Below are 22,078 nucleotides of genomic sequence, written 5' to 3' on the forward strand. Positions count from 1 at the left end.
TTGTTCATGCATTGCGACAGTCTACAGCCAACTCAAAAAAATATTTTTAGAAATTCTTGACAAACTCGAAAAGCATGTGCATAATTCAAATCCTCAAGGTTGCCCGGATGGCGAAATTGGTAGACGCACCAGCTTCAGGTGCTGGCGGCTTCACGGCCGTGGAGGTTCGAGTCCTCTTCCGGGCACCACCAAATTCTAAAAGGTCTGTACGAAAGTACAGGCCTTTTTTCATTTCAGCCCGTGCTATCCTGACTGTCGACAGCAGAACACCATTATCGTCCATGATCACAACAACACGCTTCCCCTACTGGATTGAACGCACAGCCGACGGCAGCTACCGCGCGCGCTTTCCGAGCATTCCGGAAATTCTGCCTACGGCGCCGAGCATCGCAAAGCTCGTCGAGGGGCTGCAGGACGAGGTGCTGCCCGCACTTGAGGCAAGGCTCAAGGAGGACAGGCTGCCCGAGCCGCGCGAGCCCCGCGCAGGCGAGGAAGTCTTCTCGCTCTCCCCCAACTTCGCGAGCAAGCTTCACCTCATCGTCGCGCTGAAGAAGGAGAAGCTGAGCGGCTCCGAGCTTGCCAGGCGTCTGGGCTGCCTGCCGCAGGAAACCCACCGTCTTCTGAAACTCAGCCACCCGACGAAGATCGACACGATCTCCGCGGCGCTCTCAGCGCTCGGTGGCGAACTCACCTGTTCGGTCACCTTCAGACATTGACTGGTCGAAAGCAGCCGCGTCCGCGCTCAAGTCCGACCGCAGCAATCGAAATAACAAGGGCGCGCCTCGCGGAAGGCGCGCCCTTTCTCGTTGAACATTTCCGAGTTGTCGGTGACGATCGTCAGGAGGACTGGACCTTCATGCGGACCGGAATTTCACCGACGTCGACCTTGCGCAGGTTGACCTCGAGCTGGTTGTACGGCACCTCGATGCCCTCTTCGGCAAAGCGCTTGAGAATGGCGAGCGAGATGGCGGTCTTGAGACCGGCGACGCCGTTGACGGGATCCTTCACCCAGAAGCCGAGCCTCAGGTTGATGCCCGAGTCGCCGAAGGTGTCGAGATAGGCCCAGCCGCGGCGGCCCGTATCGATGCGCGGACGCGCGCGCATGCCTTCCTCGAGCATGATCGCGAGGGCGCGCTCGACGTCGGCGTCGTAGGCGACCGAGATGTCGATGTACTGGACGGACGTGGACTCGGTGTAGGAGTGGTTGAGCACCGCGCTCGTCACGAAGGACTCGTTCGGCACGATGTTCTCGACGCCGTCGTTGTTGCGCACAACGGTGAAGCGGGTGTTGATTTCCGTCACGCGCCCCTTGAAGCCGCCGACCGTGACCAGGTCGCCGATCTTGATCGACTTGTCGAGCAGGATGATGAAGCCCGAGATGTAGTTCGAGGCGATCTTCTGCAGACCGAAGCCGAGACCGACACCGACCGCACCACCGAAGACCGAGAGGATCGTGAGGTCGATGCCGACGGTGCCGAGCGCGATGATCACGGCGAGGACCATGAAGATTACGGTGACTACACGCTTGAGGACGACCTTGATGTTCTCGGACATGTTCTCGAGGCCCTCGACCATCTGGTTGACGAGGGATGCGAGCCAGTTCGCGACGCCGAGCGTGAGGAGGACGGAGACGATCGCGACGAGAAGCTTCCAGACGGTCATGCTGCCCCCGCCGATCGGGATGACCGTCGTATCGAGGTACTGGATGATGTCGGTGAGGATGCCGAAGAACTGCAGCACGGCCATCACCCAGAAGATGATCGTGACGATGCGGCGAACGCCCGGCGTGATCATGCGCAGCCCGATGCCTCCCTGAAGGAAGGCCATGAGGAGCGAGAGAAGCGCAAAGGCGTAGAGGATGTTGTAGCAGACTCGGGCGATGACCATCGACTGCGGCGCAAATTCGAAGATCTTGACGATGCAGTAGACGATGAGGGCGAGAAGAGAGCCCGAGATGAAGCTGAAGGAAACGTTGTGCGTGAAGGCGACGAGCGCGCGGCGGGCGTATGCGCCGAGACCGCGCACGTCCTCGCCGGGGAGCACGCGGTCGACGAGCGTGTTGATGCGGCGGGAGATCACGTAGCCGATCGCCATGCTGACGAAGACGGCCGCAATCTGCATGAGCACGTTTTCAAGCGAGAGGTGCTGGAGTAGCCCCTCGATCACGCTCGTGAAGCGCTCGGCCGTCGAGGCGATGACGTCCTTCGCACCAACGGCGAGTTCCGTGACGTCCATGCCGGCGTTGGTCAGGTCGGGCGTAACAGGTTGAGTCATTGTTGTTGCTCAGTATGAGTATTGAGAATCTTCCACGCCCATCCTCCCTTTCGGTCGCATGGACGTGCCTTCCCTCCGACTTACCAGAGGGCTCCCTAACCACAGATAGCGGGAATGCTCAGAACTCTGCGCTCACTTGGAGTGCAGCTCCGCACATACCCTAATTAGAGTGTTCAGGGTGCGAGGGATCCTATGGGCGCACTCCGGAACTTTTGCCGAAATGCGTCGCCATTCCGTTGCCGGAATGGACTTCTCGTACTCCCGAAGGAAGTAGCGAGATCCGATATTGTACGAAGCCGACAGATCACACTCATGGCGCTTCCCTGTCTTGAACGTACACATGCTGTAGTTCTCCGTGTCTCTTGCGACAGGACCCGAGCCGCCGTAGGCAAGCTTCGACGTGTTCCAGGCGCAGACGCGACGAATGCGAATGCCGCACCGATGCGCCTTGTGCTCCACCATCTTCTAGACATACTTGGCCCGCCAGTGATGCAGCCGTTGCCGCTTGGTGCCCCGTTTTCGACCCGTAAGATCGCGGTGCTCCATGACGATGACGTCAACCTTGAATTCATTCGCAAGCTTCACGATGAAGTTTGCCGTCTTGACGGCAATGTCCTTATTGACAACGTTCAACCCCTCTGCAAGTCGAATGCAGTCGTTGTCATGCTTGAGTTCCGTGAATTTCGGATCCCGGTGCCTCAGCATGATCTCGATGAAAAAGTCCACTGCCTTGCGATACACCTCGACCGTATCATCGAAGACGCGGCAGAAGTTGCGCAGGTGCACGGAATAGGCGGACGCAATCTTCATCGAAATCTGCAGTCTGGTTAACTGGAATATGGATCCATGCTACCAAGTTTTGATTTTTTTGGACAGGCTTAAAAAGCACTACATTAAAATCGAACATTAGTATGCTTTTTAATCCTGATTACCCATCACCCCGCACAGATCATATACCAAATCAAAATCACCCTCATTGCGTTTCGGCGCAACTTAAGTGGATCAACGATCAATCGACACCCATACAGACTTCATCAGCCCCGCTTGCCCCCCATGCTTCGCATAGATGGGAAATCAGTTCAAAAGCCGCTTCCGGAAAGTTCCGAAAACGGCTTTGCGCTCTGGTCAGTATAACTCAGCGCGAGGCGTGTTCAAGAGCCGAAAAGCTCTCGAAATGTGACGCCCCGACAGGTCCTCAGGCCTTCTTGGCGGCTTCCTTTGCTTCGACGAGCTCGATGAGCTTGGCCGGGCCGAGGGCGTCGTAGCATTCGAACGGCTGGTGGATCCAGGGATTGTCCTCGAGGTATTCGACGTGCCAGTCGGGGACGAGGACGGAGTGGGCCTTGTACCAGAGGACGGCGACGCGGATCTCGGTGATGCCGGGGTAGCGCTTCTTGAGGTGCTCGATCACTTCGCGGATCGTCTTGCCGGAGTCGACCATGTCGTCGACGAGAAGGACGCGGCCCTTGAGTTCGGAGACGCCGGTGATGCAGTCGGAGATGTCGAGGTCGGACTGGACCGTGCCCTTGGCTTCGCGGTAGGAGCTCGTGGCGAGAACGGCAAGAGGCATGTCGTAGACGCGGCTGAAGAAGTCGCCCGGGCGCATGCCGCCGCGAGACAGGCAAAGGATGCTGTCAAACTGCCAGCCGCTCTTGGCGACCATGGCAACAAGCTTTTCGTTAAGGTCGATGTACTCTTCCCAGGTGTAAGAAATGTCCGACATGTGTGTCTCTCTGAACGTGCCAAGTGAGCGGACCCGCGAGGATGGGCGGGATCCGAGAAATGAAAGACGGGATTTTAGACCAAAAAGCTCGCCTTGTTGAGAGGTTTCGGTCAAGAAGGGGCGAAATAGATGAAAAAAACGGCGGGAAGCATGAGCTTCCCGCCGTTTTTTTTCATGGTTTCAGTCTAACGGAGTTCAGGCTTCGAACGGGTCGACGTGAAGAATCGTCTGTTCGCGGTCAGGACCGGTCGACACGAGAGCGATCGGGGCGCCGGCGACTTCGGAGAGGCGCGTCAGGTACTGACGGGCGGTCTCGGGGAGTTCATCCCACTTCGTGACGCCGAAGGTGCTCTCCTTCCAGCCCGGGAATTCTTCGTAGATCGGTTCGCATTCGGCGACGGCATCGGCGCCGGCGGGCATGATCGCGATCTCTTCGCCGCGGTACTTGTAGCCCACGCCGAGCTTGACGGTTTCCATGCCATCGAGGACGTCGAGCTTCATGACGGCGAGGCCGGTGAGGCCGTTGATCTGAACGGCGCGGCGCAGGGCGGCACCGTCGAACCAGCCGCAGCGGCGGGGACGGCCCGTGACGGCGCCGAACTCGCAGCCCTTTTCACGGAGCATCTGGCCGACTTCGTCGTGAAGTTCGGTCGGGAACGGACCTTCGCCGACGCGGGTGCAGTAGGCCTTGGTGATGCCGAGGACGTAGTTGAGCATGTGCGGACCGACGCCGGCGCCGGCGCAGGCAGAGCCGGCGACGGTGTTGGAGCTCGTGACGTACGGGTACGTGCCGTGGTCGATGTCGAGCATCGAGCCTTGGGCGCCTTCGAAGAGGAACTGCTTGCCTTCGGCGCACTGCTGATGGAGTTCGGCGGAGACGTCGCAGACCATCGGACGGAGGCGCTCGGCGTAGGAGAGCATGTGGTCGATGACTTCGTCGGCGTCAAGCGGCTTGGCACCAAGGTAGTTTTCGAGAACGAAGTTGTGATACTTCAGGACGGAGCGGACCTGCTCGACGAAGCGTTCCTTGTCGAAGAGGTCGGCGACGCGCAGCGTGCGGCGGGCAATCTTGTCCTCGTAGGCGGGGCCGATGCCACGGCCCGTCGTGCCGATCTTCTTGTCGCCGGCAGCGGCTTCGCGGGCATGGTCAAGGGCGACGTGGTACGGCATGATGAGGGCGGCGTTGGCGGAGACGCGCAAACGCTTCTCAACGTTGGGCACGCCGATGGCGTTGAGTTCGTCGACTTCGCGGAAGAAGGCTTCCGGAGAGAGGACGACGCCGTTGCCGAGGTAGCAGACGGACGTGGCATGCATGATGCCGGACGGAATGAGACGGAGAATGGTCTTCTTGCCGTTGATCACGAGCGTGTGACCGGCATTGTGACCGCCGTTGAAGCGGACGACGCCGGCGACCTTTTCGGTCAGCCAGTCAACGATCTTGCCCTTGCCTTCGTCGCCCCACTGAGCGCCGACCACAACTACATTCTTGGCCATGAGATTACCCTTAATGAACAGATTGACGGCGGATCCGAGCCGCCCATTGGCTGCCCGCAGAAGCAGGGAAGCAGCTGCGGGCTTGAAATGGATTGAGAGCGGCGACGCAGGCCCGCTGCAGGCGACCGCAAAGTCTGCGGGCACGGCGGAAGCCGACAGGGCTTGGTACCCGCCGGCGGGGCGTCGTCTCTCACACGAATCGTAAGTTTAGCAAAATGCGCGCGCCGCTCCCGAATCAGGGTCCGAAAAACCACTTAGACGCCTTCGCCGAGCGCAACAAACTCAGGGGGCGGATACCTCAAAGCATCCGCCCCCTGAAGGACAGTGTCCCAATTCAACTCGGCTCGAACGGCTTTGAGAGCCGAGGACCTGATCCTGAATCAGCGGATCAGACGATCCAGATGATCGCCAGTCCGAGTGCGACGAGCAGAAGGCCCGTGATGCGCAGCGCGCGGTCGGGCTCGTCGAGGAATCGGCTTATCGACTCCTTCCAGAAGCCCGGGGCCACCATCGGCGTGAAGCCCTCGATGACGAGGACCCACCCGAGCGCGAGCATCATGACGTCGAGCCTGCTCATTGCGCCTTTTCCGACTTGAAGTAGCGGAAGAAGTCGGCGGACGGATCAACGACCATCACGTCGTTCTTGTCGGCGAAGCTGTCGCGGTAGGCCTGCAGGCTGCGGTAGAAGCGGGCGAACTCGGGATCGCGGCCGAAGGCCTCGGCGTAGATCTCGGCGGCCTGAGCATCGCCTTCGCCCTTGACCTTCTGCGCATCACGATAGGCTTGGGCGAGGATCACCTCGCTCTCGCGGTCGGCGGAGGCGCGGATGCGCTCGGCCTGGGCGGCGCCCTTGGAGCGTTCCTCGCTCGCGACGCGCTTGCGCTCGGCCTCCATGCGGCGGTAGACAGACTCGGAGATCTCGGGCGTGAAGTCAACGCGCTTCATGCGCACGTCAACGATGCCGATGCCGACGTCGCGCACGCGTTCCTGAAGGAGCTGCGAGATTTCGACCATGGCCTTGTCACGCTCGGAGGACGTGATCTGGTTGACGGTGCGCTTGTTGACGACCACGTTGAGCACGTCGCGCAGAAGTGCGGAGACGCGGTTCGCGGCAGCGGGTTCGGAGCCCTGGAAGGAGACCCAGTAGAGGCGCGGATCCTCGATGCGCCACTTGACGAACGTATCGATCAGAAGGTTCTTCTTTTCGGACGTCTGGACGAGGTCGGCGCCGGCCGCATCAAGGTTGAGGATGCGCTTGTCGAGGTAGACGATGTTCTGCAGAGGCGGCGGGAGCTTCACATGAAGGCCGGGCTCGGAGATCACGGTCTTGAGTTCGCCGAGGGCGAAGACAAGAGCGTACTCGCGCTCGTTCACGGTGTAGACGCACATGCGGAGCAGGCCGGCCGCCACGAGGACGGCGATCAAAAGCGTGGAGAGTTTCTTCATGGCTGTCGTCCTTTAGCGGCGGTCGCGGAGCATGCGCTGATATTCGTCGCCGGGAGCGGCGGAAGAAGTCGTCGGCTGGGCGGAGCCCGTCGTCTCGACGGCGCTCTGGTCGGCCGTGACGCCGTGGTCGGCGAGCGCGGCGGCCTCCTTCTGGGCCTGAGTCATGGCGTCGGACTTCGTGTTGTTGACGATCTTGTCGAGCGGCAGGTACAGCAGGTTGTTGCCGCCCTTGGCGTCGACGTAGACCTTGGTGACGTTCTTCATGACGTCGCGCACGGTGTCGACGTAGAGTCGGTCGCGCGTGACTTCAGGAGCCCTGGCGTACTGGGACTGCAGGGCGGAGAAGCGGTCGGCATCGCCTCGGGCGGTCTCGACGATGCGGGCCTGATAGCCGAGCGCCTCTTCCTTGAGGCGTGCGGCGGTACCTTCGGCCTTCGGGATGACGGCGTTGCGGTAGGCCTCGCCGAGGTTGATCGAGCGCTCGCGGTCCTGACCAGCCTTGACGGCGTCGTTGAAGGCGGCCTGAACCTGCTGGGGCGGCTGGGCGTTCTGGATGGCGACGCTCATGACCTCAATGCCGGAGGAGTAGCGATCGAGCATGTCCTGCATCGACTTCTTGACGGCCTCGGCGATCTCGGCCTTGCTTTCGAAGAGGACGCTGTCCATTGCCTTGCGGCCGACGACCTCGCGCATGGCGGACTCGGCGGCCTGCGTCACGGTGAGGTCGGGCTGGCGGATGCGGAAGACGTAGTCGCGCGCGCCGTCGCCCGGCTTGATGCGGTACTGGACGGTGAACTGCACGTCGACGATGTTCTCGTCGTCGGTGAGCATCAGGGCTTCGCGCAGACGGTCGGAGCGGCCGGCAAAGCCGATTTCGGTCGTGCGAACGCTCGAGACGTCGACGATCTGCACGTCCTGAATCGGCATCGGGAGATGCCAGCGGAAGCCGGCGGCGGTCGTCTCGGCATAGCGACCGAACGTGGTCACGATGCCGCTCTGGCCTTCGGGCACGATGTAGAAGCCCGTGGCGCCCCAGGCGAGAACCGCCAGGCCCACGATCACGGACATGCCGATGCCCGCCCCCTTGCGGCCCGCAGGCAGATTGGGACGCTTGCCGCCGAAGCCGCCGAGGCCTCCCATGCCGCCAAGGCCGCCGAAGATGCCGCGGGCGCCCGTCGGGCGGTCGGCGCGGTCGTCACGACGGTCGTCGTCGCCGTATCGGCGGGCCTGAGGACGCTCGACACGCTCGTCGTCACGATCCTCGTCACGACCGTAGCGGTCATCACGCTCATCCACATCGTCGCGGGAGAAGTCGTCTCGGCTGCGAAGGTCGGGATGACGGCGGTCCTCCTTCCTGTCGCGGCCCGTTGCGCCGTGCAGAAGTTCGGAGAATTCCTTCCAGAGACGGTCGAGATCGTCCATCCCGTCGTTGTCATCGCGTCGATCGCCGCGGCGGCGGTCGTCGCGGCGGTTGTCGTCACGTCGGTCATCGTCCTCGTCGGGACGACGGGGCGGCTCTTCGTCGGCGGAACGATCGTCCCTGCGCGGCTCCTCGTCGGAGGAGCGGCCCCAGCGGGGGTCATTGAGCGGCATATGCGTTGCTCCAGTCAGCAATGTTTGTCTTTGAATGGCGTGTCGGCGGGTCTGCGCAGGACTCTGCTGAAGACTCCCGAACTGAATCTTTCATTTTAATGACTTTTGTTGCATGCCCGACTCGCGGGCAAGCTTCTTTACAACTACCGGCCTCGCACACAGCAATCCGAAAGCGCCTTTTCATCAGTAAGATAGGCGTTTCCAATCGGCAACCGGCAGGAACACCTCAAGCAGTCGCGCGCACGGAACACGTCCGAAGGATCACCAAAAGCGGCATCTCCTCCGCATGCCCAGTGGCAGAGGGTAAACGCTTAGCGACGTTTTAAGGCGTCTCCATTATGATTTGCAGGCGAGCGCGAAGCTTTCCCTTCCCGCGCAGCAAGGAAAAAAGCGGCTCAAGACCGCCCCCTTACTCCAAAACAACCAAAGGACTTGTATCATGACCCCCGAAAAAACGACCGAACAGGCCGTCAATGAAAAGGTCGGCATCGGCGCGTATCTCTCGCTCGCATTTGCCGTCGTCTTCTTCTCCGGCCTCTGCGCCTCCTCTCAGTGGTGGGGCGTCTTCGACTTCACGACCGTCAACGGCGGCTTCGGCCGACTCGTAAGCGGCGTCACCGAACAGGGCGACGCCATCAAGACGGCCATGGCCAACTTCCGAGGCAAGGGCGGCTCCGGCGCCATCGACGGCTTCATGTTCGCTCTTTCCCTCGTTCCGACGGTGATGTTCGCCCTTGCGATGATCACCGTCTTCGAGCACTACGGCGCCCTCAAGGCCGCCCGCAAGATCCTCACCCCGGTTCTGCGTCCGCTCATCGGCATCCCCGGTTCCGCCGCTCTCGCCCTCATCGCCTCGATGCAGTCGACCGACGGTGGTGCCGCCCTCACCCGCCAGCTCAAGGACGCCGGCGAGCTCACGGAATCCGAGACCAACACGTTCGCCGCGTTCCAGATGACGGCCGACGCACCGATCACGAACTTCTTCTCCTCCGGCGCCGTACTCTTCACGCTCGTCGCTGCCGACGGCACGCTCGCCGTTCCGGTCAGCCTGGGCCTGTGCCTCGGCGTCATCCTGCTCGGCAAGGTTCTCTCCGCCAACATGATGCGCCTCCTCCAGATCCGCGCCTCCCGCAAGTAACCACGAACGTTAAAAACAGAAGAAGGAACAAAAATGTCCGGACATGAATCTGCTAATCCGATGGTCACCGACGTGTTCGTGAAGGGCGCCGTCCAGGGCTGGAACATCGCCGTCACCTCCACGATTCCGAACGTCCTGATGGCGTTCGTGATCATCAAGGTCCTCAACCACTCGGGCCTCCTCACGATCTTCGGCGAACTGTTCGCCCCGATCATGGCCATCTTCGGCCTCCCCGGCGAAGCCGCCGCCGTTCTCCTCGGCGGTTGGATGTCCATGGGCGGCGGCGTGGGTGTTGCCGTCTCGCTCTTTGACCAGGGGCTTCTCACCGGCGAGCACGTCGCCATCGTCGCCCCGTCGATCTACCTCATGGGCAGCCAGGTCCAGTACATGGGCCGCTGCCTCGGCGTGATCGGCATCAAGGGCTCGAACCTCTTCAAGATCATGGCTCTCCCGATCGTCACGGCCTTCGTCTCGCTCTTCGTGATGAAGCTGATCGTTCTCGCGAGCTAAGCTCTCCCGGAGCCCGCTCCAACAAGGCCGCTTCCGCGCCACAAGGCGCAGGAGCGGCCTTTTTCCTTGTACGTTCTGAACAGCCTGTGCCTCCGCGCACCCGTGCTATCCTGATTCGGACAACACTCTGGAAGGAGGGCCCATGAAGAACATCCTCGTGATCGGCGCGGCAGGCCAGATCGGCTCCGAGCTCGTCCCCGAACTCAGGCGCCGCGGCTACATGACCGTGGCCGCAGGCAGCGGTCGCACGCCGCTGACCGCCGCGCTCTCCGAAGGCGGTCCGACGGCCGTCGTCAACCTTCTCGACGCGGACGGCCTGCGCAGGACCGTCGAACACTACGCCATCGACACGATCTTCAATATGGCGGCCATTCTCTCGGCCGTGGGCGAGTCGAAGCCCATGACGGCATGGGACATCGGCGTCAATGGCGTGATCGGTCTTCTCGAGCTCGCACGCGACAAGAACCTCTCCGTCTTCACACCGAGCTCCATCGGGGTCTTCGGTCCCGAAACGCCCCATGATCCGACGCCTCAGGACACGGTCTGCAGGCCGAGGACGATGTACGGCATCACGAAGGTGGCAGGCGAGCTGCTCTCCGACTACTACAGGGCGAAGTACGGCGTCGACGCCCGAAGCGTCAGGTATCCGGGCCTCATCTCCTACGTGACGCCGCCCGGCGGCGGCACGACCGACTATGCGGTCGACATCTACTGGAAGGCAGTCGAGCACGGCCGCTACGCCTCTCCGCTCGCCGAAGGGACGAGGCTGCCGATGATGTTCATGGCCGATGCGCTGCGCGCTGCCATCGAGCTGATGGAGGCCGATGCCTCAAGACTCCGGCACTTCAACAGCTTCAACGTGGGCGCGATGAGCTTTGCGCCCGAGGACGTGGCGGCGAGCATCAGAAGGCGGATGCCCGGGTTCGAGCTCACCTACGAGGTGAATCCCCTGCTGCAGGGCATCGCCGAGAGCTGGCCTGACGCACTTGACGACACGACGGCGCGCGAGGAATGGGACTGGAAACCCGAGTACGACCTCGACGCAATGACGGACGTCATGCTCGAGGCGATCTCCGAAAGGCTCGGCGGAAAGTCAGGGCACAGCTCTCAGGCCTGATGAACAGAAAGCCTGCATTCATCGCGAATGCAGGCTTTCTTGCATGAAGGCGCAGAAGGGCGTCAGCGGCTATCTCTTCTTTTTGCGAACGAGGAAGTCCTCGATGTTGTCGTCCGCCAGGGCGACAAGGTCGTGTGCGACCTCTTCCTCCCAGGGTTCGGGCGCGCGCGGTTCGTTCGGATTGTCAACTCGCCACTGGTGCGCGAACTCGCCGATCGCCTGACGCAGAAGATCGAGCCCCTCACCCGTAAGGGCGGAAACGAAGACCGCCTTGGGCCGGCCGTCGGGATGACGCACGATCTCGGGTTCGAGAGCCGTATTGTCGATTTTGTTGTAGACGAGGATCGCGGGGACGTCGTCCGCCTTGATCTCCTCGAGCACCGCGTTAACCTCGCTGATCTGGTCCTCTCGGACCGACGAGGAGGCGTCGACCACGTGAAGCAGAAGATCCGCATGGACCGTTTCGTCAAGGGTGGACTTGAAGGCCTCGACGAGCTGATGCGGAAGGCCCCTGATGAAGCCCACAGTGTCGCTCGCGACGACCGTCTCCTCGTCGCTGATCCAACAGCGGCGGGCGGTGGTGTCGAGCGTTGCGAACAGCTGGTCGGCCGCGTAGCTCTTGGCGCGCGTGAGGCGGTTGAAGAGCGTCGACTTACCTGCGTTCGTGTAGCCCACGAGCGAAACGGAGAGCGTGTCGGAGCGGGAGCGCGAGCGGCGCTGCGTGTCACGCTGACGCGCGAGACGCTTGAGCTGGTCGCGAAGCTGCTTCATGCGCACGCCGATCATTCGGCGGTCAAGCTCGATCTGCTTTTCGCCGGGGCCGCCGGTCTTGCCGAGGCCGCCGCGCTGGCGCTCCAGATGAGTCCAGCCGCGCACGAGGCGCGTGGAGAGATGCTCGAGCTGGGCGAGTTCGACCTGCAGGCGGCCTTCGCGGGACTTCGCGCGGGCGCGGAAGATGTCGAGAATCAGCTGGGTGCGGTCAAGAACGGGAAGCTCGATGGCGCGCTCGATGTTTCGCTGCTGGGCCGCCGAGAGGGGGACGTCGAAGACGACGACGTCGGCATGCAGCTCATGAGCGAGCTCTCCGAGCTCGTCAACCTTGCCCGAGCCGATGAAGAAGGCGGGATCGGGCTTGTCGCGCTTGGCATCAAGAAGTCCGACGGGTTCGAGTCCGTCGGACTTGACGAGAAGCGCAAGCTCTTCGGCCGAGTCCTGGTAGACGACGCGGCCGACGACGACGCATACGAGAAAGGCGCGCGTGGCCTTCACCGCGCGCGTCTCATCGATCTGGAACGTGCTTATCTCAGTTCTCCGGCACGGAGGGCATGTTCACGGCACGCGTCGGAACGACGGTGCTGATCGCATGCTTGTAGACCATCTGGGTGACCGTGTTGCGCAGAAGCACGACGTACTGGTCAAAGGATTCGATCTGGCCCTGAAGCTTGATGCCGTTGACGAGATAAATGGAAACGGGGATGCGATCCTTGCGAAGGATGTTCAGGAACGGATCCTGAAGAAGCTGACCTTTCTGAGTCATTTTGTTGTTCTCCGACCGTCTGGGCCTGTTCCTTGCGGCAGCCCATCAGTCTTTGTTGTTATTCGATGCGGGTGGATCTGAACCGGTTCCGGCAACCGCCCGCGCACGGCCGCACGTACTGCGGCACTCCCTTCTATCTTATCACCTGACGATTGTAAATATCGTCCGCAAACAGAAAAAGAAACCGAAAAACGCGTTTTCACGGGCATCAGAAAAGACGGCGGCGAAAAAAAACGCTCCCGCCAGATTCGAGGGGAGCGTTTTCGTGCACGCGGGGACGACGGCCGCCCCCGGATCCCGAGAGGATCAGCGCTTGTTGTCGTCCTTGACGAAGGGGTTTTCCTTCGTGCGGAACTCGATGCGAAGCGGCGTGCCGGCGAGGTCGAACTTCTCGCGGAAGAAGCCTTCGAGATAGCGGCGGTAGCTTTCGCCGATGTCCTCGAGGGCGTTGCCGTGAATCACGATGACCGGCGGATTCGAGCCGCCCTGGTGCGCGAAGCGGGGCTTCGGACGGCCGCCGCGGGCGCGCGGGGGCTGTTGGCGCTCGACGGCCTCGAAGAGGGCTCGCGTGAGCTTGGGCGTCGGAATCTTGCGGTAGGCCGCGGCGTGGGCCTCGTCAACCGCCTTCATGAGGTGATTGAGGCCGTTGCGCTTGAGGGCCGAGATGCGGATCATGCGGGCCCAGCGCAGGAAGTGCAGCTTGCGCTCGAGCTCGAGGTTGAACATCTCGCGGTCGTAGTCGGACATGAGGTCCCACTTGTTGACGGCGACGACGAGGGCGCGGCCTGAGTCGAGTACGTAGCCCGCAATGTGGGCGTCATGATCGGCGATGCCGTTCTTGGCGTCGACGACGAGAATGACGACGTTGGCGTCCTCGATGGCCTGCAGGGTCTTGACGACGGAGAACTTCTCGATGGCCTCGAACACCTTGCCCTTCTTGCGAAGGCCGGCCGTGTCGACGAGCTCGTAGGGACGGCCGTTGTATTCGAAGTCGACGCGGATGGCGTCGCGGGTGGTGCCCGGCATGTCGAAGGCGATGAGGCGCTCTTCGCCGATCAGGGCGTTGATGAGCGTGGACTTGCCGGCGTTCGGACGGCCGGCGAGCGTCACCTTGAGGCGTTTGGGCGCATCGGGGTCGTCATCCTCCTCATCCTCGGGCTCCTCCTCGAAGCCCTCGAGGGCGAGGTCCATGACGGCGTTGACGCCCTGGCCGTGGGCGGCCGAGATGAGCCACGGCTCACCGAAGCCGAGCTCGTAGAACTCGGCGGCGGCGACAGCGGAAAGGCCTTCGGCCTTGTTGACGACGAGGATCACCTTGCGGCCGGACTGGCGCAGGCGAACAGCGATGCGCTGGTCGTGCGGAGTGAGGCCGGAACGGGCGTCGCAGACGAAGATGACGACGTCGGCCTCGTCGATCGCAAGCTCGGCCTGGCTGGCCATGGCCTTGACGATGCCTTCGGACTTGACGGGCTCGAAGCCGCCCGTGTCGACGACGATGTAGGGCATGCGGCCGACACGGCCCTGACCGTACTGACGGTCGCGGGTAAGCCCGGGGAAGTCGGCGACGATGGCGTCGCGGCTGCGCGTGAGGCGATTGAAAAGCGTGGACTTGCCGACGTTCGGACGGCCCACGAGAGCAATGACAGGAAGCATGTTTCTGGAAAAAGAGAGGCCGGACGACGCTCCAGAGGAGCATCGACCGGCGTGGATTCAAGGCGTTTTAAAGAGCGCGGGCGCGCGGCGTCATTCGCCGAGCGACTCCTGAAGCACGTAGGCGACCTCGCCTTCGACGGTCTGGAAGACCGCGCCGTAGCCGAACTGGGCGGCGGGCGCGCGCACGGCGCCGTCAAGGCGGGTGCGGCCGACGACCTCGCCGTTGGCGGGGTTCATCATCGTGACGTAGCCCTCATAGTCGGCAACGGCCACCGTGGCACCGATGCGGATCGGAGCGGAGACCGTGCGGTACTCGAGGTCGCGGTTGACCCAGGCTTCGCGGCCGTTGGCGCGGTTGTAGGCGTGGACGTAGCTCTGGTCGTCGACGACGTAGACCATGCGGGCGTCGGCGACCGGACCGGTGACGCTGTCGACCTTCGCATTCCAGACGAGCTGACCGTTCGTCGAGCTCATGCACACGAGGTTGCCCTGGAAGGCGGCGGCGCACATGAGCTGGTTGTCGACCCACGGACGACCGACGACGTCGATGAGCCGCTCGACCTCGGTGATGCCGGCGGCCTGACCGATGACGGCGTCAAAGACGGGCTTGCCGTTGAGGCCGAGGGCGAGAAGACGGCCGTTGGCCTGACCGGCGAGGATGCCCGCGGGGGACCAGGCCATCTGGTTGAAGGCCTGGAGCGTGAGCGCGGGAGCCTGGCCCTGATAGTGCCAGCGGCGTTCGCCGGTGACGATGTCGAAGGCGGTGATGCGCGTGTCGGAGGTCTTCACCACGACGAGGCCCTGGCCGACGAGCGGCGGAACGTCCGTCTCGGCGGAGAGCGTGGCACGCCAGATGAACTTGCCCTCGGCGTCGTAGACCTCGACTTCGCCGCGGTCCGTTACGACGGCCTGATGCATGCCGTCCGTGCCGACGCCTGCGACGATGCGGGAGCCGGCTTCGGCTTCCCAGACCTTGTCGCCCGTATGGCGGTCAAGGCGGTAGAGGCTGCTACCGCCCGCGGCGTAGACGGCATTGTCCGTCACGGCAGGCGTGAGATAGCCGTCGCTTTCGCCGACGGAAGCCGTCCAGGAGACCTTCGGGCTGACCATTTCACGGAAGTCCTGCAGGTCCGCAGGTTCGTGGCTGTCGGGCGTGCTGCAGCCGGCGAGGGTGAGAACCGTCAACGCTGCGGCGGCGCCGAGCAGAGCTTTCTTGGCAAACATCGTATTCATCTCGTTGTGTTGGGCTTCTCGCCGCAGGCAAACCACCGCGCGGCTGAATCCATGATTGTATTAGCAAAAAGAACGGCAGCGGGGACAAATGACTCGTATTTTTCATTCGTCCTGCGCCGCCGTCATGCAGGGTCCTCCTGCCCGGTCACGGCCGTGCCGGGCGGCGCAGTCCGTCATTCCGCAACAGGCGGAAGCGAGGCGAGCTTGTAGTGGAGGACGCCGCGGATCGGGCTCTGCTCGCCAGCGGCCTCAACGGCCTTCTGCCAGGCGGCGCGGGCCTTTTCAAAGTCGTTCATGGCGTAGTAGACGTCGCCGAGGCGGTCCTCGACCAGAGCGGTCTGGTCGGGAACGGGCTTGGCGGGCTCAAGCGCCTTGAGGGCGGCCTCGGGCTTCTTGGCCGAGAGCTCGACGCCCGCGAGGCGAACGCGCGCGATGGTGTCGTACTCGGGATGGCCCGACTTCTCGATCACCCAGACGAGACGGTCTCGGGCGAGGTCGAGATTGCCCTCCTGAACTTCGGCCGCGGCGGAGGCGAGCGCACCCAGGGGCGCGTAGATCGTCGTGCCGTAGTCCTCGATGAGGCCGTCGGCGATCGACTTCACGTTCTTCGTATCGTTCTGATAGATCGCGTTCTGCAGCTGCACGTAGGCGCCGGACGCCTGTGCGGCCTGATTGCGCTGGTACCACTGCCAGCCGTTCCAGCCGGCAAAGCCGAGGCAGCAGACGCAGACGGCGGCGGTGATCGGGGTGCCCCACTGATCCCACCAAGCCTTCATTTGGTCAATGCTCTCTTGTTCTTCCAAGTCGTAAGCCATCGCTTGCGCTCCTTAAGTCAACTCGATTGAATGATTACGCGGCGAGCGCGGCGGCAATGGCCGCGGCGGCGCCAGCGAGCGGCAGGGCCGTCTGCTCGGCGTAGGACTTCTCGCCCTCGCGAAGGGCCTTGACGGAGACCGTGCCGGCGGCAAGCTCGTCCTCGGCGGCGAAGACCGCGAAGCGGGCGCCGCTCGCGTCGGCCTTCTTCATCTGGCTCTTGAAGCCGGACTTGCCGGGGTGCACCATCACGCGCACGCCCGCGTCGCGAAGCGCTTCGGCGAGAAGCATCGCCTGGACCTGCGTGTCGCCGCCCGAATGGATGACGTAGACGTCGGTCTGGGTGCGGACCGGCACGCGGCCGCATTCACGCATGAGTTCGATGACGCGCTCCATGCCCATGGCGAAGCCCACGCCGGGGGCGGGACGACCGCCGAGCATTTCAATGAGCGGGTCGTAGCGACCGCCGCCGCAGATCGTGCCCTGGGCGCCGAGCTTGTCCGTGATCCACTCGAAGACCGTGTGGTTGTAGTAGTCGAGGCCGCGCACGAGGCGGGGATTGATCACGTACTCGATGCCGGCGGCGGAGACGAGCTGCTCCATGCGGGCGAGGAAGGCGCGGCTTTCCTCACCGAGGAAGTCGAGCAGACGCGGAGCAGCGTTGACGAGCTCCTGCATCTCGGGGTTCTTCGTGTCGAGAATGCGCAGCGGATTCGTGTAGAGACGGCGGCGGGCGTCCTCGTCGAGCACGTCCTGATTGCCCTCGAAGTACTTGATCAGGGCCTCGCGGTGGGCCTGGCGTTCAGGCAGCGCGCCGAGCGTGTTGAGCTCGAGGCGGACATCGCCCACGCCGAGTTCCTTCCAGATGCGGGCGAGCATCATGATCATCTCGGCGTCAATGTCCGGACCCTCCATGCCGAGCGCCTCGGCGCCGAGCTGGTGGAACTGGCGGTAGCGGCCGCGCTGCGGACGCTCGTGACGGAACATCGGGCCGCAGTACCAGAGGCGCTGCGTGGCGCCGTAGAGCAGGCTGTGCTCGTTGACGGAGCGCACGACGGCGGAGGTGCATTCGGGACGCAGCGTGAGCTGGTCGCCGTTCATGCTGTCGGTGAAGGAGTACATCTCCTTCTCCACGATATCGGTCACTTCGCCGACGCCGCGGGTGAACACCTTCGTGTTTTCAAGGATCGGAGTGCGGATTTCCTGATAGCCGTAGCGTTCGAGAACGCCGACGGCCGTCTGCTGCAGGGTCTGCCAGACGGCGGCATCGGCGGGGAGCATGTCGTTCATGCCCTTGACGCCGGCGAATTTTTCTTTGCTCATTCTTGTCAATTATCGGATTGCCCACGGGACGATGCGCCGTAGGTCGTTTGGACGAATTCTTCAATCATAGCGTGAAAGCGGGCCTGCATGTCATCGCCCTTGAGGGCGCAGACCTTCTCTCCGCGAACGTAGACAGGAGCCACGGGGCTCTCACCGGAGCCCGGCAGGCTGATGCCGATGTCGGCCTGACGGCTCTCGCCGGGACCGTTGACGACGCAGCCCATGACGGCCACCGTCATGTTCTCGACGCCGGGGCACGAGACGCGCCACTCGGGCATGCGCGAGCGCAGGTAGTCCTGCGTGCCCGCGGCAAGGCGTTGGAAGAGGTCCGACGTCGTACGACCGCAGCCGGGGCAGCTCGTCACCATCGGGGTGAAGCTCCTGAGGCCCATGCACTGCAGGATCTCCTGGGCGACCACGACCTCCTCGGTGCGGGGCGCGCCGGGAGACGGCGTGAGCGAGACGCGGATCGTGTCGCCGATGCCTTCCTGAAGGAGCACGGCGAGCGCAGCCGTCGAGGCGACGATGCCCTTGGAGCCGATGCCCGCCTCGGTAAGGCCGAGGTGGAGCGCGTAGCTGCCGCGCCTTGCGAGCATGCGGTAGACGGAAATGAGGCCCTGGACTTCGGAGACCTTGGCGCTCAGCACGATGCGGTCGGCGGGAAGGCCGAGCTTCACGGCCATGTCGGCGCTCTGCACAGCGCTCTCGACGAGAGCGGCGCGAAGGACGGCGTCGGGGGGAAGCGGATCGGAGAGCGAGTTGTTCTCGTCCATCATGCGGGCGAGGAGCGCCTGATCAAGCGAGCCCCAGTTGACGCCGATGCGCACGGCGGCGCCGTACTTCTTCGCGCACTCAATCATGGAGGCGAAGTTCTCCATGCCCTTCTCGCCCTTGCCGACGTTGCCGGGATTGATACGGTACTTGGAGAGCGCGGCGGCGCATTCGGGATGATCTGCGAGCAGCTTGTGGCCGTTGTAGTGGAAGTCGCCCACGAGCGGGACGTCGCAGCCGGAGCGGTCGAGCGCCTCGCGAATGCGGGCGACGCCGCGAGCGGCGTCGGGCGTGTTGACGGTGAGTCGGACGAGCTCGCTGCCCGCGCGCGCAAGCGCAAGCACCTGGGCGACGCTCGACTCGACGTCGGCCGTCGAGGTGTTCGTCATCGACTGCACGACGATCGGGTTCATGCCGCCGATCGTCACGACGCGGCCGCCCCAGGCGACCTTGACGGCGTGGGTCTTGCGACGGAATTCAAGGGTGTTTTCCGACACGGCTTAAGTCTCCGGGAAATACGCACCGGCCGGAGGCCGGTGTGAAAAGAGCGGCCCGAAGGCCGCTGCTCTGTTGAATCTTCTTACTTCACCACGAAGCGGCAGATGCCGTTGCGGGTGGACTTGGTGAGTTCGTAAGGCCTGCCGTCGACCGTGAGCGTCATGACGGAGGCGTTGCCGACCGTCACTCGGGCCCCGACGGGCACGTTCAGGGTCTCGCTGCCGCCCTCGGCCATCTCCTTGGCGAAGAAGCTGCGGCCGTTGGGCAGAAGGATCTGCACCCAGCAGGCGCCCGAGGTCGAGAGGGTGACGCGGCGCTCACCCGTCGCGGCGGCCTGCGACTGGGCGCGGGCCTTTTCGGCGGCCGCCTTTTCAGCGGCGGCCTTCTCCGCAGCGGCCTTCTCGGCAGCGGCCTTTTCCGCAGCGGTCTTCTCGGCGGCGGCCTGTTCGGCCGCAGTCTTCTCCTGAGCAGTCTGATCGGCTGCCGCCTGTTCAGGGGCGGGCGCCGCTTCAACTGATTCGGGGGCATCGACGACGGGCGTCTCCGCAGCGGGCTGCGTCTCGGCGCCGTCGCTCATGCTCGACCAGGCGTACCAGCCTGCGGCGCAGACGAGGACCGCAGCAATGGCGACGACGGCGGCCTTGAGGCCCGTGCGGCGGCCGGAGGCGCGCACGACGGTCTCCTTGGCGGGATCATGGTCGGGAAGGACCCCGACACTTGCGGCGCCGTAGCGGGCGGTGTAGTCGGCGACGAGCGGATCGGGTTCGAGACCGAGCACCGAGGCGACGCCGCGGATGAAGGCGCGCACGTAGACGGGCTCGGGAAGCTCGGCAGTTCTTTCGCTCTCAAGCGCGCGGACCTGCTGGACCGAAAGGCGGGAGCGGGCGGCCATGTCGCCGATGGAGATGCCCTGGGCCTCGCGGGCGCGCTTGAGCGCGGCGCCGAAGCCTTCGGCGGGGGCCGGATGCAGGACCGGCTCGTTCATGTCAGACGTTTCTTGGGCCATGGCGCTTCCTTCCAGGAGTGTTTTGATGTTCGGTGTCTTGGGCGCCGCGGACCCTCAGGACTCGCGCACGCCCCGGCGGGAGGCTACTCGCTGCGGCGGGCCGCCTGCAGAAGAGGCGCGGCCTCGGCCTTCTGCTGTGCAAGGCGCTCGGCGCGGCGGGTGCGGTCGCGCACCTCGCCCGCGAGCTGGCCGCACGCAGCGTCGATGTCGTCCCCTCGCGTCTTGCGGACCGTCGTCACGATGCCCGCCTCGTTGAGGCGGCGGCAGAACGCGAGAACCTGCTCGCGCTCGGGCTTGCGCAGGTCCGACTGCGTGAAGGGATTGAAGGGAATCAGGTTGAACTTGCACGGCACGTTTTCACGGCGCACGAGTTCGACGAGTTCGTCGGCCTGCTCAAGGCGATCGTTGATGCCGCCGAGCATGACGTACTCGAAGGTGATGAAGTCGCGCGGGGCCATCTTGAGGTAGCGGCGACACGCGGCCATCAGGTCGGCAAGCGGATGCTTGCGGTTGACGGGCATGAGCTTGTCGCGCAGCGCGTCGTTGCCCGCATGCAGGCTCACGGCGAGCGCAACAGGGCTGTCCTCGGCGAGCTTGTCCATCTGGCGGACGAGGCCCGACGTGGAGACGGTGACGCGGCGGCGGGAGAGCCCGTAGCCGTTGTCGTCAAGGAAGACGTGCAGGGCGCGCAGAACGTTGTCGAGGTTCTGCAACGGCTCGCCCATCCCCATGAGCACGACGTTGGAGATGATTCGGTCGTTGGGGTCCGTCACGCCTGCGTCGCGGCGCAGTTCGCGTTCGGCCCACCAGAGCTGGCCCACGATCTCGGCGGTCGTGAGGTTGCGGTTGAAGCCCTGCTTGCCCGTGGAGCAGAAGAGGCAGCCCATGGCGCACCCCGCCTGCGTGGAGATGCAGAGCGTGCCGCGGTCATCCTCTGGAATGAACACCGATTCGACCGCGTTTCCGTTGCCGACGTCAAAGAGCCACTTGCGCGTGCCGTCAGCCGACTTCTTCTCGGTGATGGGCACGGGAGGACGCACTTCGGCCATGTCCTTCAGCTTGGCTCGGAACACCTTCGCGAGGTTCGTCATGTTGTCGAAGTCGCCTTCGACATGACGATGGAGCCAGCGCGAGAGCTGAGTTGCACGGAAGGCCTTTTCGCCGATGCCGGCGCACCAAGCGGTGAGCCCTTCCAGATCGAAGTCGAGAAGGTTCACCTTAGAGGCGGCGGCAGACTCTTTGACGTTGTCGGTCACGAATTATTCCTCACTGTGTTCGCAGCGGATTAGCGGCTGTGAATGGAGAGAGCCGGGAAGAAGTAGGCGATTTCGACGGCGGCCGTTTCCGGAGCGTCAGAGCCGTGAACGGCGTTGGCGTCGATGCTTTCAGCGAAGTCGGCGCGGATCGTGCCGGCGGCGGCCTTCTTCGGGTCCGTGGCACCCATGAGCTCACGGTTCTTGAGAATGGCGCCTTCGCCTTCGAGAACCTGGATCATGACCGGGCCGGACGTCATGAAGGAGACGAGATCCTTGAAGAAGGGACGTTCCTTGTGAACAGCGTAGAAGCCTTCGGCTTCAGCCTGGGAAAGCTGACGCATCTGGGCGGCGACGATCTTGAGGCCGTTCGTTTCGAAACGGGAGTAGATCTTGCCGATGACGTTCTTGGCAACGGCGTCCGGCTTGATGATGGAGAGGGTGCGTTCAATAGCCATTTTGTTCTCTCAGAGAAAATGCCCGGAAAAGGCTCCGGGACGTGGAAAAACCGACAAAAGGGAGCGGTTGTGCTCCCTTTCGTACTGAACTGATGATTTTAGCACGAGGCCGCGCAATCACTCCCCGGGGCACACGCCTTTTTCTTTTGGCTACAACCCGATCAGGGTTAGTTTCCCTTTCTCACCGCGTGCGAGTCATGGCAGAATTGCACCTGTTGAGAAATCTCCCCTGCACGGA

21 protein-coding genes and 1 tRNA gene are annotated in these 22,078 nt (G+C 63.4%); 5 read left to right on the forward strand and 17 right to left on the reverse strand.

Going from position 1 to position 22,078, the window contains the following annotated elements:
• The first annotated feature begins 101 nt into the window (after nucleotides 1-101).
• Nucleotides 102-188: transfer RNA gene (locus HMPREF3036_RS09975), tRNA-Leu, on the forward strand.
• Nucleotides 189-281: 93 nt separating this feature from the next.
• Complete coding sequence (locus HMPREF3036_RS09980) at nucleotides 282-716, forward strand: type II toxin-antitoxin system HicB family antitoxin (RefSeq protein WP_005433533.1); 435 nt, start codon at nucleotides 282-284, stop codon at nucleotides 714-716.
• A 121-nt stretch (nucleotides 717-837) separates the two neighbouring features.
• Here the strand turns inward: HMPREF3036_RS09980 and HMPREF3036_RS09985 are convergent, their stop codons facing one another.
• From HMPREF3036_RS09985 to hflK, 7 genes are all read right to left on the reverse strand, one after another.
• Nucleotides 838-2,274 (reverse strand): mechanosensitive ion channel family protein, encoded by a 1,437-nt coding sequence (locus HMPREF3036_RS09985; protein WP_005433532.1) that lies wholly within the window; start codon nucleotides 2,272-2,274, stop codon nucleotides 838-840.
• 465 nt (nucleotides 2,275-2,739) lie between these two features.
• Nucleotides 2,740-3,084, reverse strand: coding sequence for a hypothetical protein (locus tag HMPREF3036_RS12360; RefSeq protein ID WP_005433530.1), 345 nt, complete (start codon nucleotides 3,082-3,084; stop codon nucleotides 2,740-2,742).
• A 385-nt stretch (nucleotides 3,085-3,469) separates the two neighbouring features.
• On the reverse strand, nucleotides 3,470-3,997 hold the full coding sequence (locus tag HMPREF3036_RS09995; RefSeq protein WP_005433529.1) for a phosphoribosyltransferase: 528 nt from the start codon (nucleotides 3,995-3,997) through the stop codon (nucleotides 3,470-3,472).
• Nucleotides 3,998-4,192: 195 nt separating this feature from the next.
• Entirely contained in the window at nucleotides 4,193-5,491 is a 1,299-nt protein-coding gene (locus HMPREF3036_RS10000) for an adenylosuccinate synthase (RefSeq protein WP_005433528.1), read from the reverse strand.
• 388 nt (nucleotides 5,492-5,879) lie between these two features.
• Nucleotides 5,880-6,068 carry a DUF2065 domain-containing protein gene (locus tag HMPREF3036_RS10005; protein WP_005433523.1) on the reverse strand — a complete coding sequence of 63 codons (189 nt, stop codon included), beginning with the start codon at nucleotides 6,066-6,068 and terminating at the stop codon, nucleotides 5,880-5,882.
• Entirely contained in the window at nucleotides 6,065-6,937 is an 873-nt protein-coding gene (gene hflC, locus HMPREF3036_RS10010) for a protease modulator HflC (RefSeq protein ID WP_005433521.1), read from the reverse strand. Before hflC ends, HMPREF3036_RS10005 begins: the two co-directional genes overlap by 4 nt.
• 12 nt (nucleotides 6,938-6,949) lie before the next feature.
• The gene (gene hflK, locus HMPREF3036_RS10015) at nucleotides 6,950-8,530 is read right to left on the reverse strand and encodes an FtsH protease activity modulator HflK (protein ID WP_062334156.1); all 1,581 of its coding nucleotides are present in this window, start codon (nucleotides 8,528-8,530) and stop codon (nucleotides 6,950-6,952) included.
• A gap of 439 nt (nucleotides 8,531-8,969) precedes the next feature.
• On the opposite strand from hflK, the gene HMPREF3036_RS10020 reads away from it, so the two are divergent.
• The 3 genes from HMPREF3036_RS10020 to HMPREF3036_RS10030 all read left to right on the forward strand — a co-directional run bounded on the left by HMPREF3036_RS10020 (nucleotide 8,970) and on the right by HMPREF3036_RS10030 (nucleotide 11,295).
• On the forward strand, nucleotides 8,970-9,668 hold the full coding sequence (locus HMPREF3036_RS10020) for a nucleoside recognition domain-containing protein (RefSeq protein WP_005433518.1): 699 nt from the start codon (nucleotides 8,970-8,972) through the stop codon (nucleotides 9,666-9,668).
• A 33-nt stretch (nucleotides 9,669-9,701) separates the two neighbouring features.
• Entirely contained in the window at nucleotides 9,702-10,178 is a 477-nt protein-coding gene (locus HMPREF3036_RS10025) for a YjiG family protein (RefSeq protein ID WP_005433517.1), read from the forward strand.
• Nucleotides 10,179-10,320: 142 nt separating this feature from the next.
• Nucleotides 10,321-11,295, forward strand: a complete 975-nt coding sequence (locus HMPREF3036_RS10030; RefSeq protein WP_062334159.1) for an NAD-dependent epimerase/dehydratase family protein — start codon at nucleotides 10,321-10,323, stop codon at nucleotides 11,293-11,295.
• Between the two features lie 69 nt (nucleotides 11,296-11,364).
• On the opposite strand, the gene hflX is transcribed toward HMPREF3036_RS10030, so the two are convergent.
• The 10 genes from hflX to ndk form a co-directional block, all read right to left on the reverse strand.
• Nucleotides 11,365-12,564 (reverse strand): GTPase HflX, encoded by a 1,200-nt coding sequence (gene hflX, locus HMPREF3036_RS10035; protein WP_005433514.1) that lies wholly within the window; start codon nucleotides 12,562-12,564, stop codon nucleotides 11,365-11,367.
• Nucleotides 12,565-12,598: 34 nt separating this feature from the next.
• Complete coding sequence (gene hfq, locus HMPREF3036_RS10040) at nucleotides 12,599-12,832, reverse strand: RNA chaperone Hfq (RefSeq protein WP_005433510.1); 234 nt, start codon at nucleotides 12,830-12,832, stop codon at nucleotides 12,599-12,601.
• A 306-nt stretch (nucleotides 12,833-13,138) separates the two neighbouring features.
• Entirely contained in the window at nucleotides 13,139-14,485 is a 1,347-nt protein-coding gene (gene der, locus HMPREF3036_RS10045) for a ribosome biogenesis GTPase Der (RefSeq protein WP_005433509.1), read from the reverse strand.
• A 90-nt stretch (nucleotides 14,486-14,575) separates the two neighbouring features.
• Nucleotides 14,576-15,709: an outer membrane protein assembly factor BamB gene (gene bamB, locus HMPREF3036_RS10050; RefSeq protein ID WP_005433504.1), complete on the reverse strand. Its 1,134-nt coding sequence runs from the start codon at nucleotides 15,707-15,709 to the stop codon at nucleotides 14,576-14,578.
• A gap of 182 nt (nucleotides 15,710-15,891) precedes the next feature.
• Nucleotides 15,892-16,494 (reverse strand): YfgM family protein, encoded by a 603-nt coding sequence (locus HMPREF3036_RS10055; RefSeq protein WP_231289322.1) that lies wholly within the window; start codon nucleotides 16,492-16,494, stop codon nucleotides 15,892-15,894.
• Between the two features lie 73 nt (nucleotides 16,495-16,567).
• The gene (gene hisS, locus HMPREF3036_RS10060; RefSeq protein ID WP_005433501.1) at nucleotides 16,568-17,854 is read right to left on the reverse strand and encodes a histidine--tRNA ligase; all 1,287 of its coding nucleotides are present in this window, start codon (nucleotides 17,852-17,854) and stop codon (nucleotides 16,568-16,570) included.
• 5 nt (nucleotides 17,855-17,859) lie between these two features.
• Complete coding sequence (gene ispG, locus HMPREF3036_RS10065) at nucleotides 17,860-19,122, reverse strand: flavodoxin-dependent (E)-4-hydroxy-3-methylbut-2-enyl-diphosphate synthase (RefSeq protein WP_062334162.1); 1,263 nt, start codon at nucleotides 19,120-19,122, stop codon at nucleotides 17,860-17,862.
• 83 nt (nucleotides 19,123-19,205) lie between these two features.
• Nucleotides 19,206-20,129, reverse strand: a complete 924-nt coding sequence (locus tag HMPREF3036_RS10070; RefSeq protein ID WP_062334165.1) for a helix-turn-helix domain-containing protein — start codon at nucleotides 20,127-20,129, stop codon at nucleotides 19,206-19,208.
• Nucleotides 20,130-20,212: 83 nt separating this feature from the next.
• Entirely contained in the window at nucleotides 20,213-21,385 is a 1,173-nt protein-coding gene (rlmN, locus tag HMPREF3036_RS10075) for a dual-specificity RNA methyltransferase RlmN (RefSeq protein ID WP_062334168.1), read from the reverse strand.
• Nucleotides 21,386-21,414: 29 nt separating this feature from the next.
• Entirely contained in the window at nucleotides 21,415-21,840 is a 426-nt protein-coding gene (gene ndk / locus HMPREF3036_RS10080; RefSeq protein WP_005433485.1) for a nucleoside-diphosphate kinase, read from the reverse strand.
• Between the last annotated feature and the right edge of the window lie 238 nt (nucleotides 21,841-22,078).

The sequence above is a fragment of the Sutterella sp. KLE1602 genome (assembly GCF_001578585.1).
In the GTDB taxonomy this organism is placed as follows: Bacteria; Pseudomonadota; Gammaproteobacteria; order Burkholderiales; family Burkholderiaceae_F; genus Sutterella; species Sutterella wadsworthensis_A.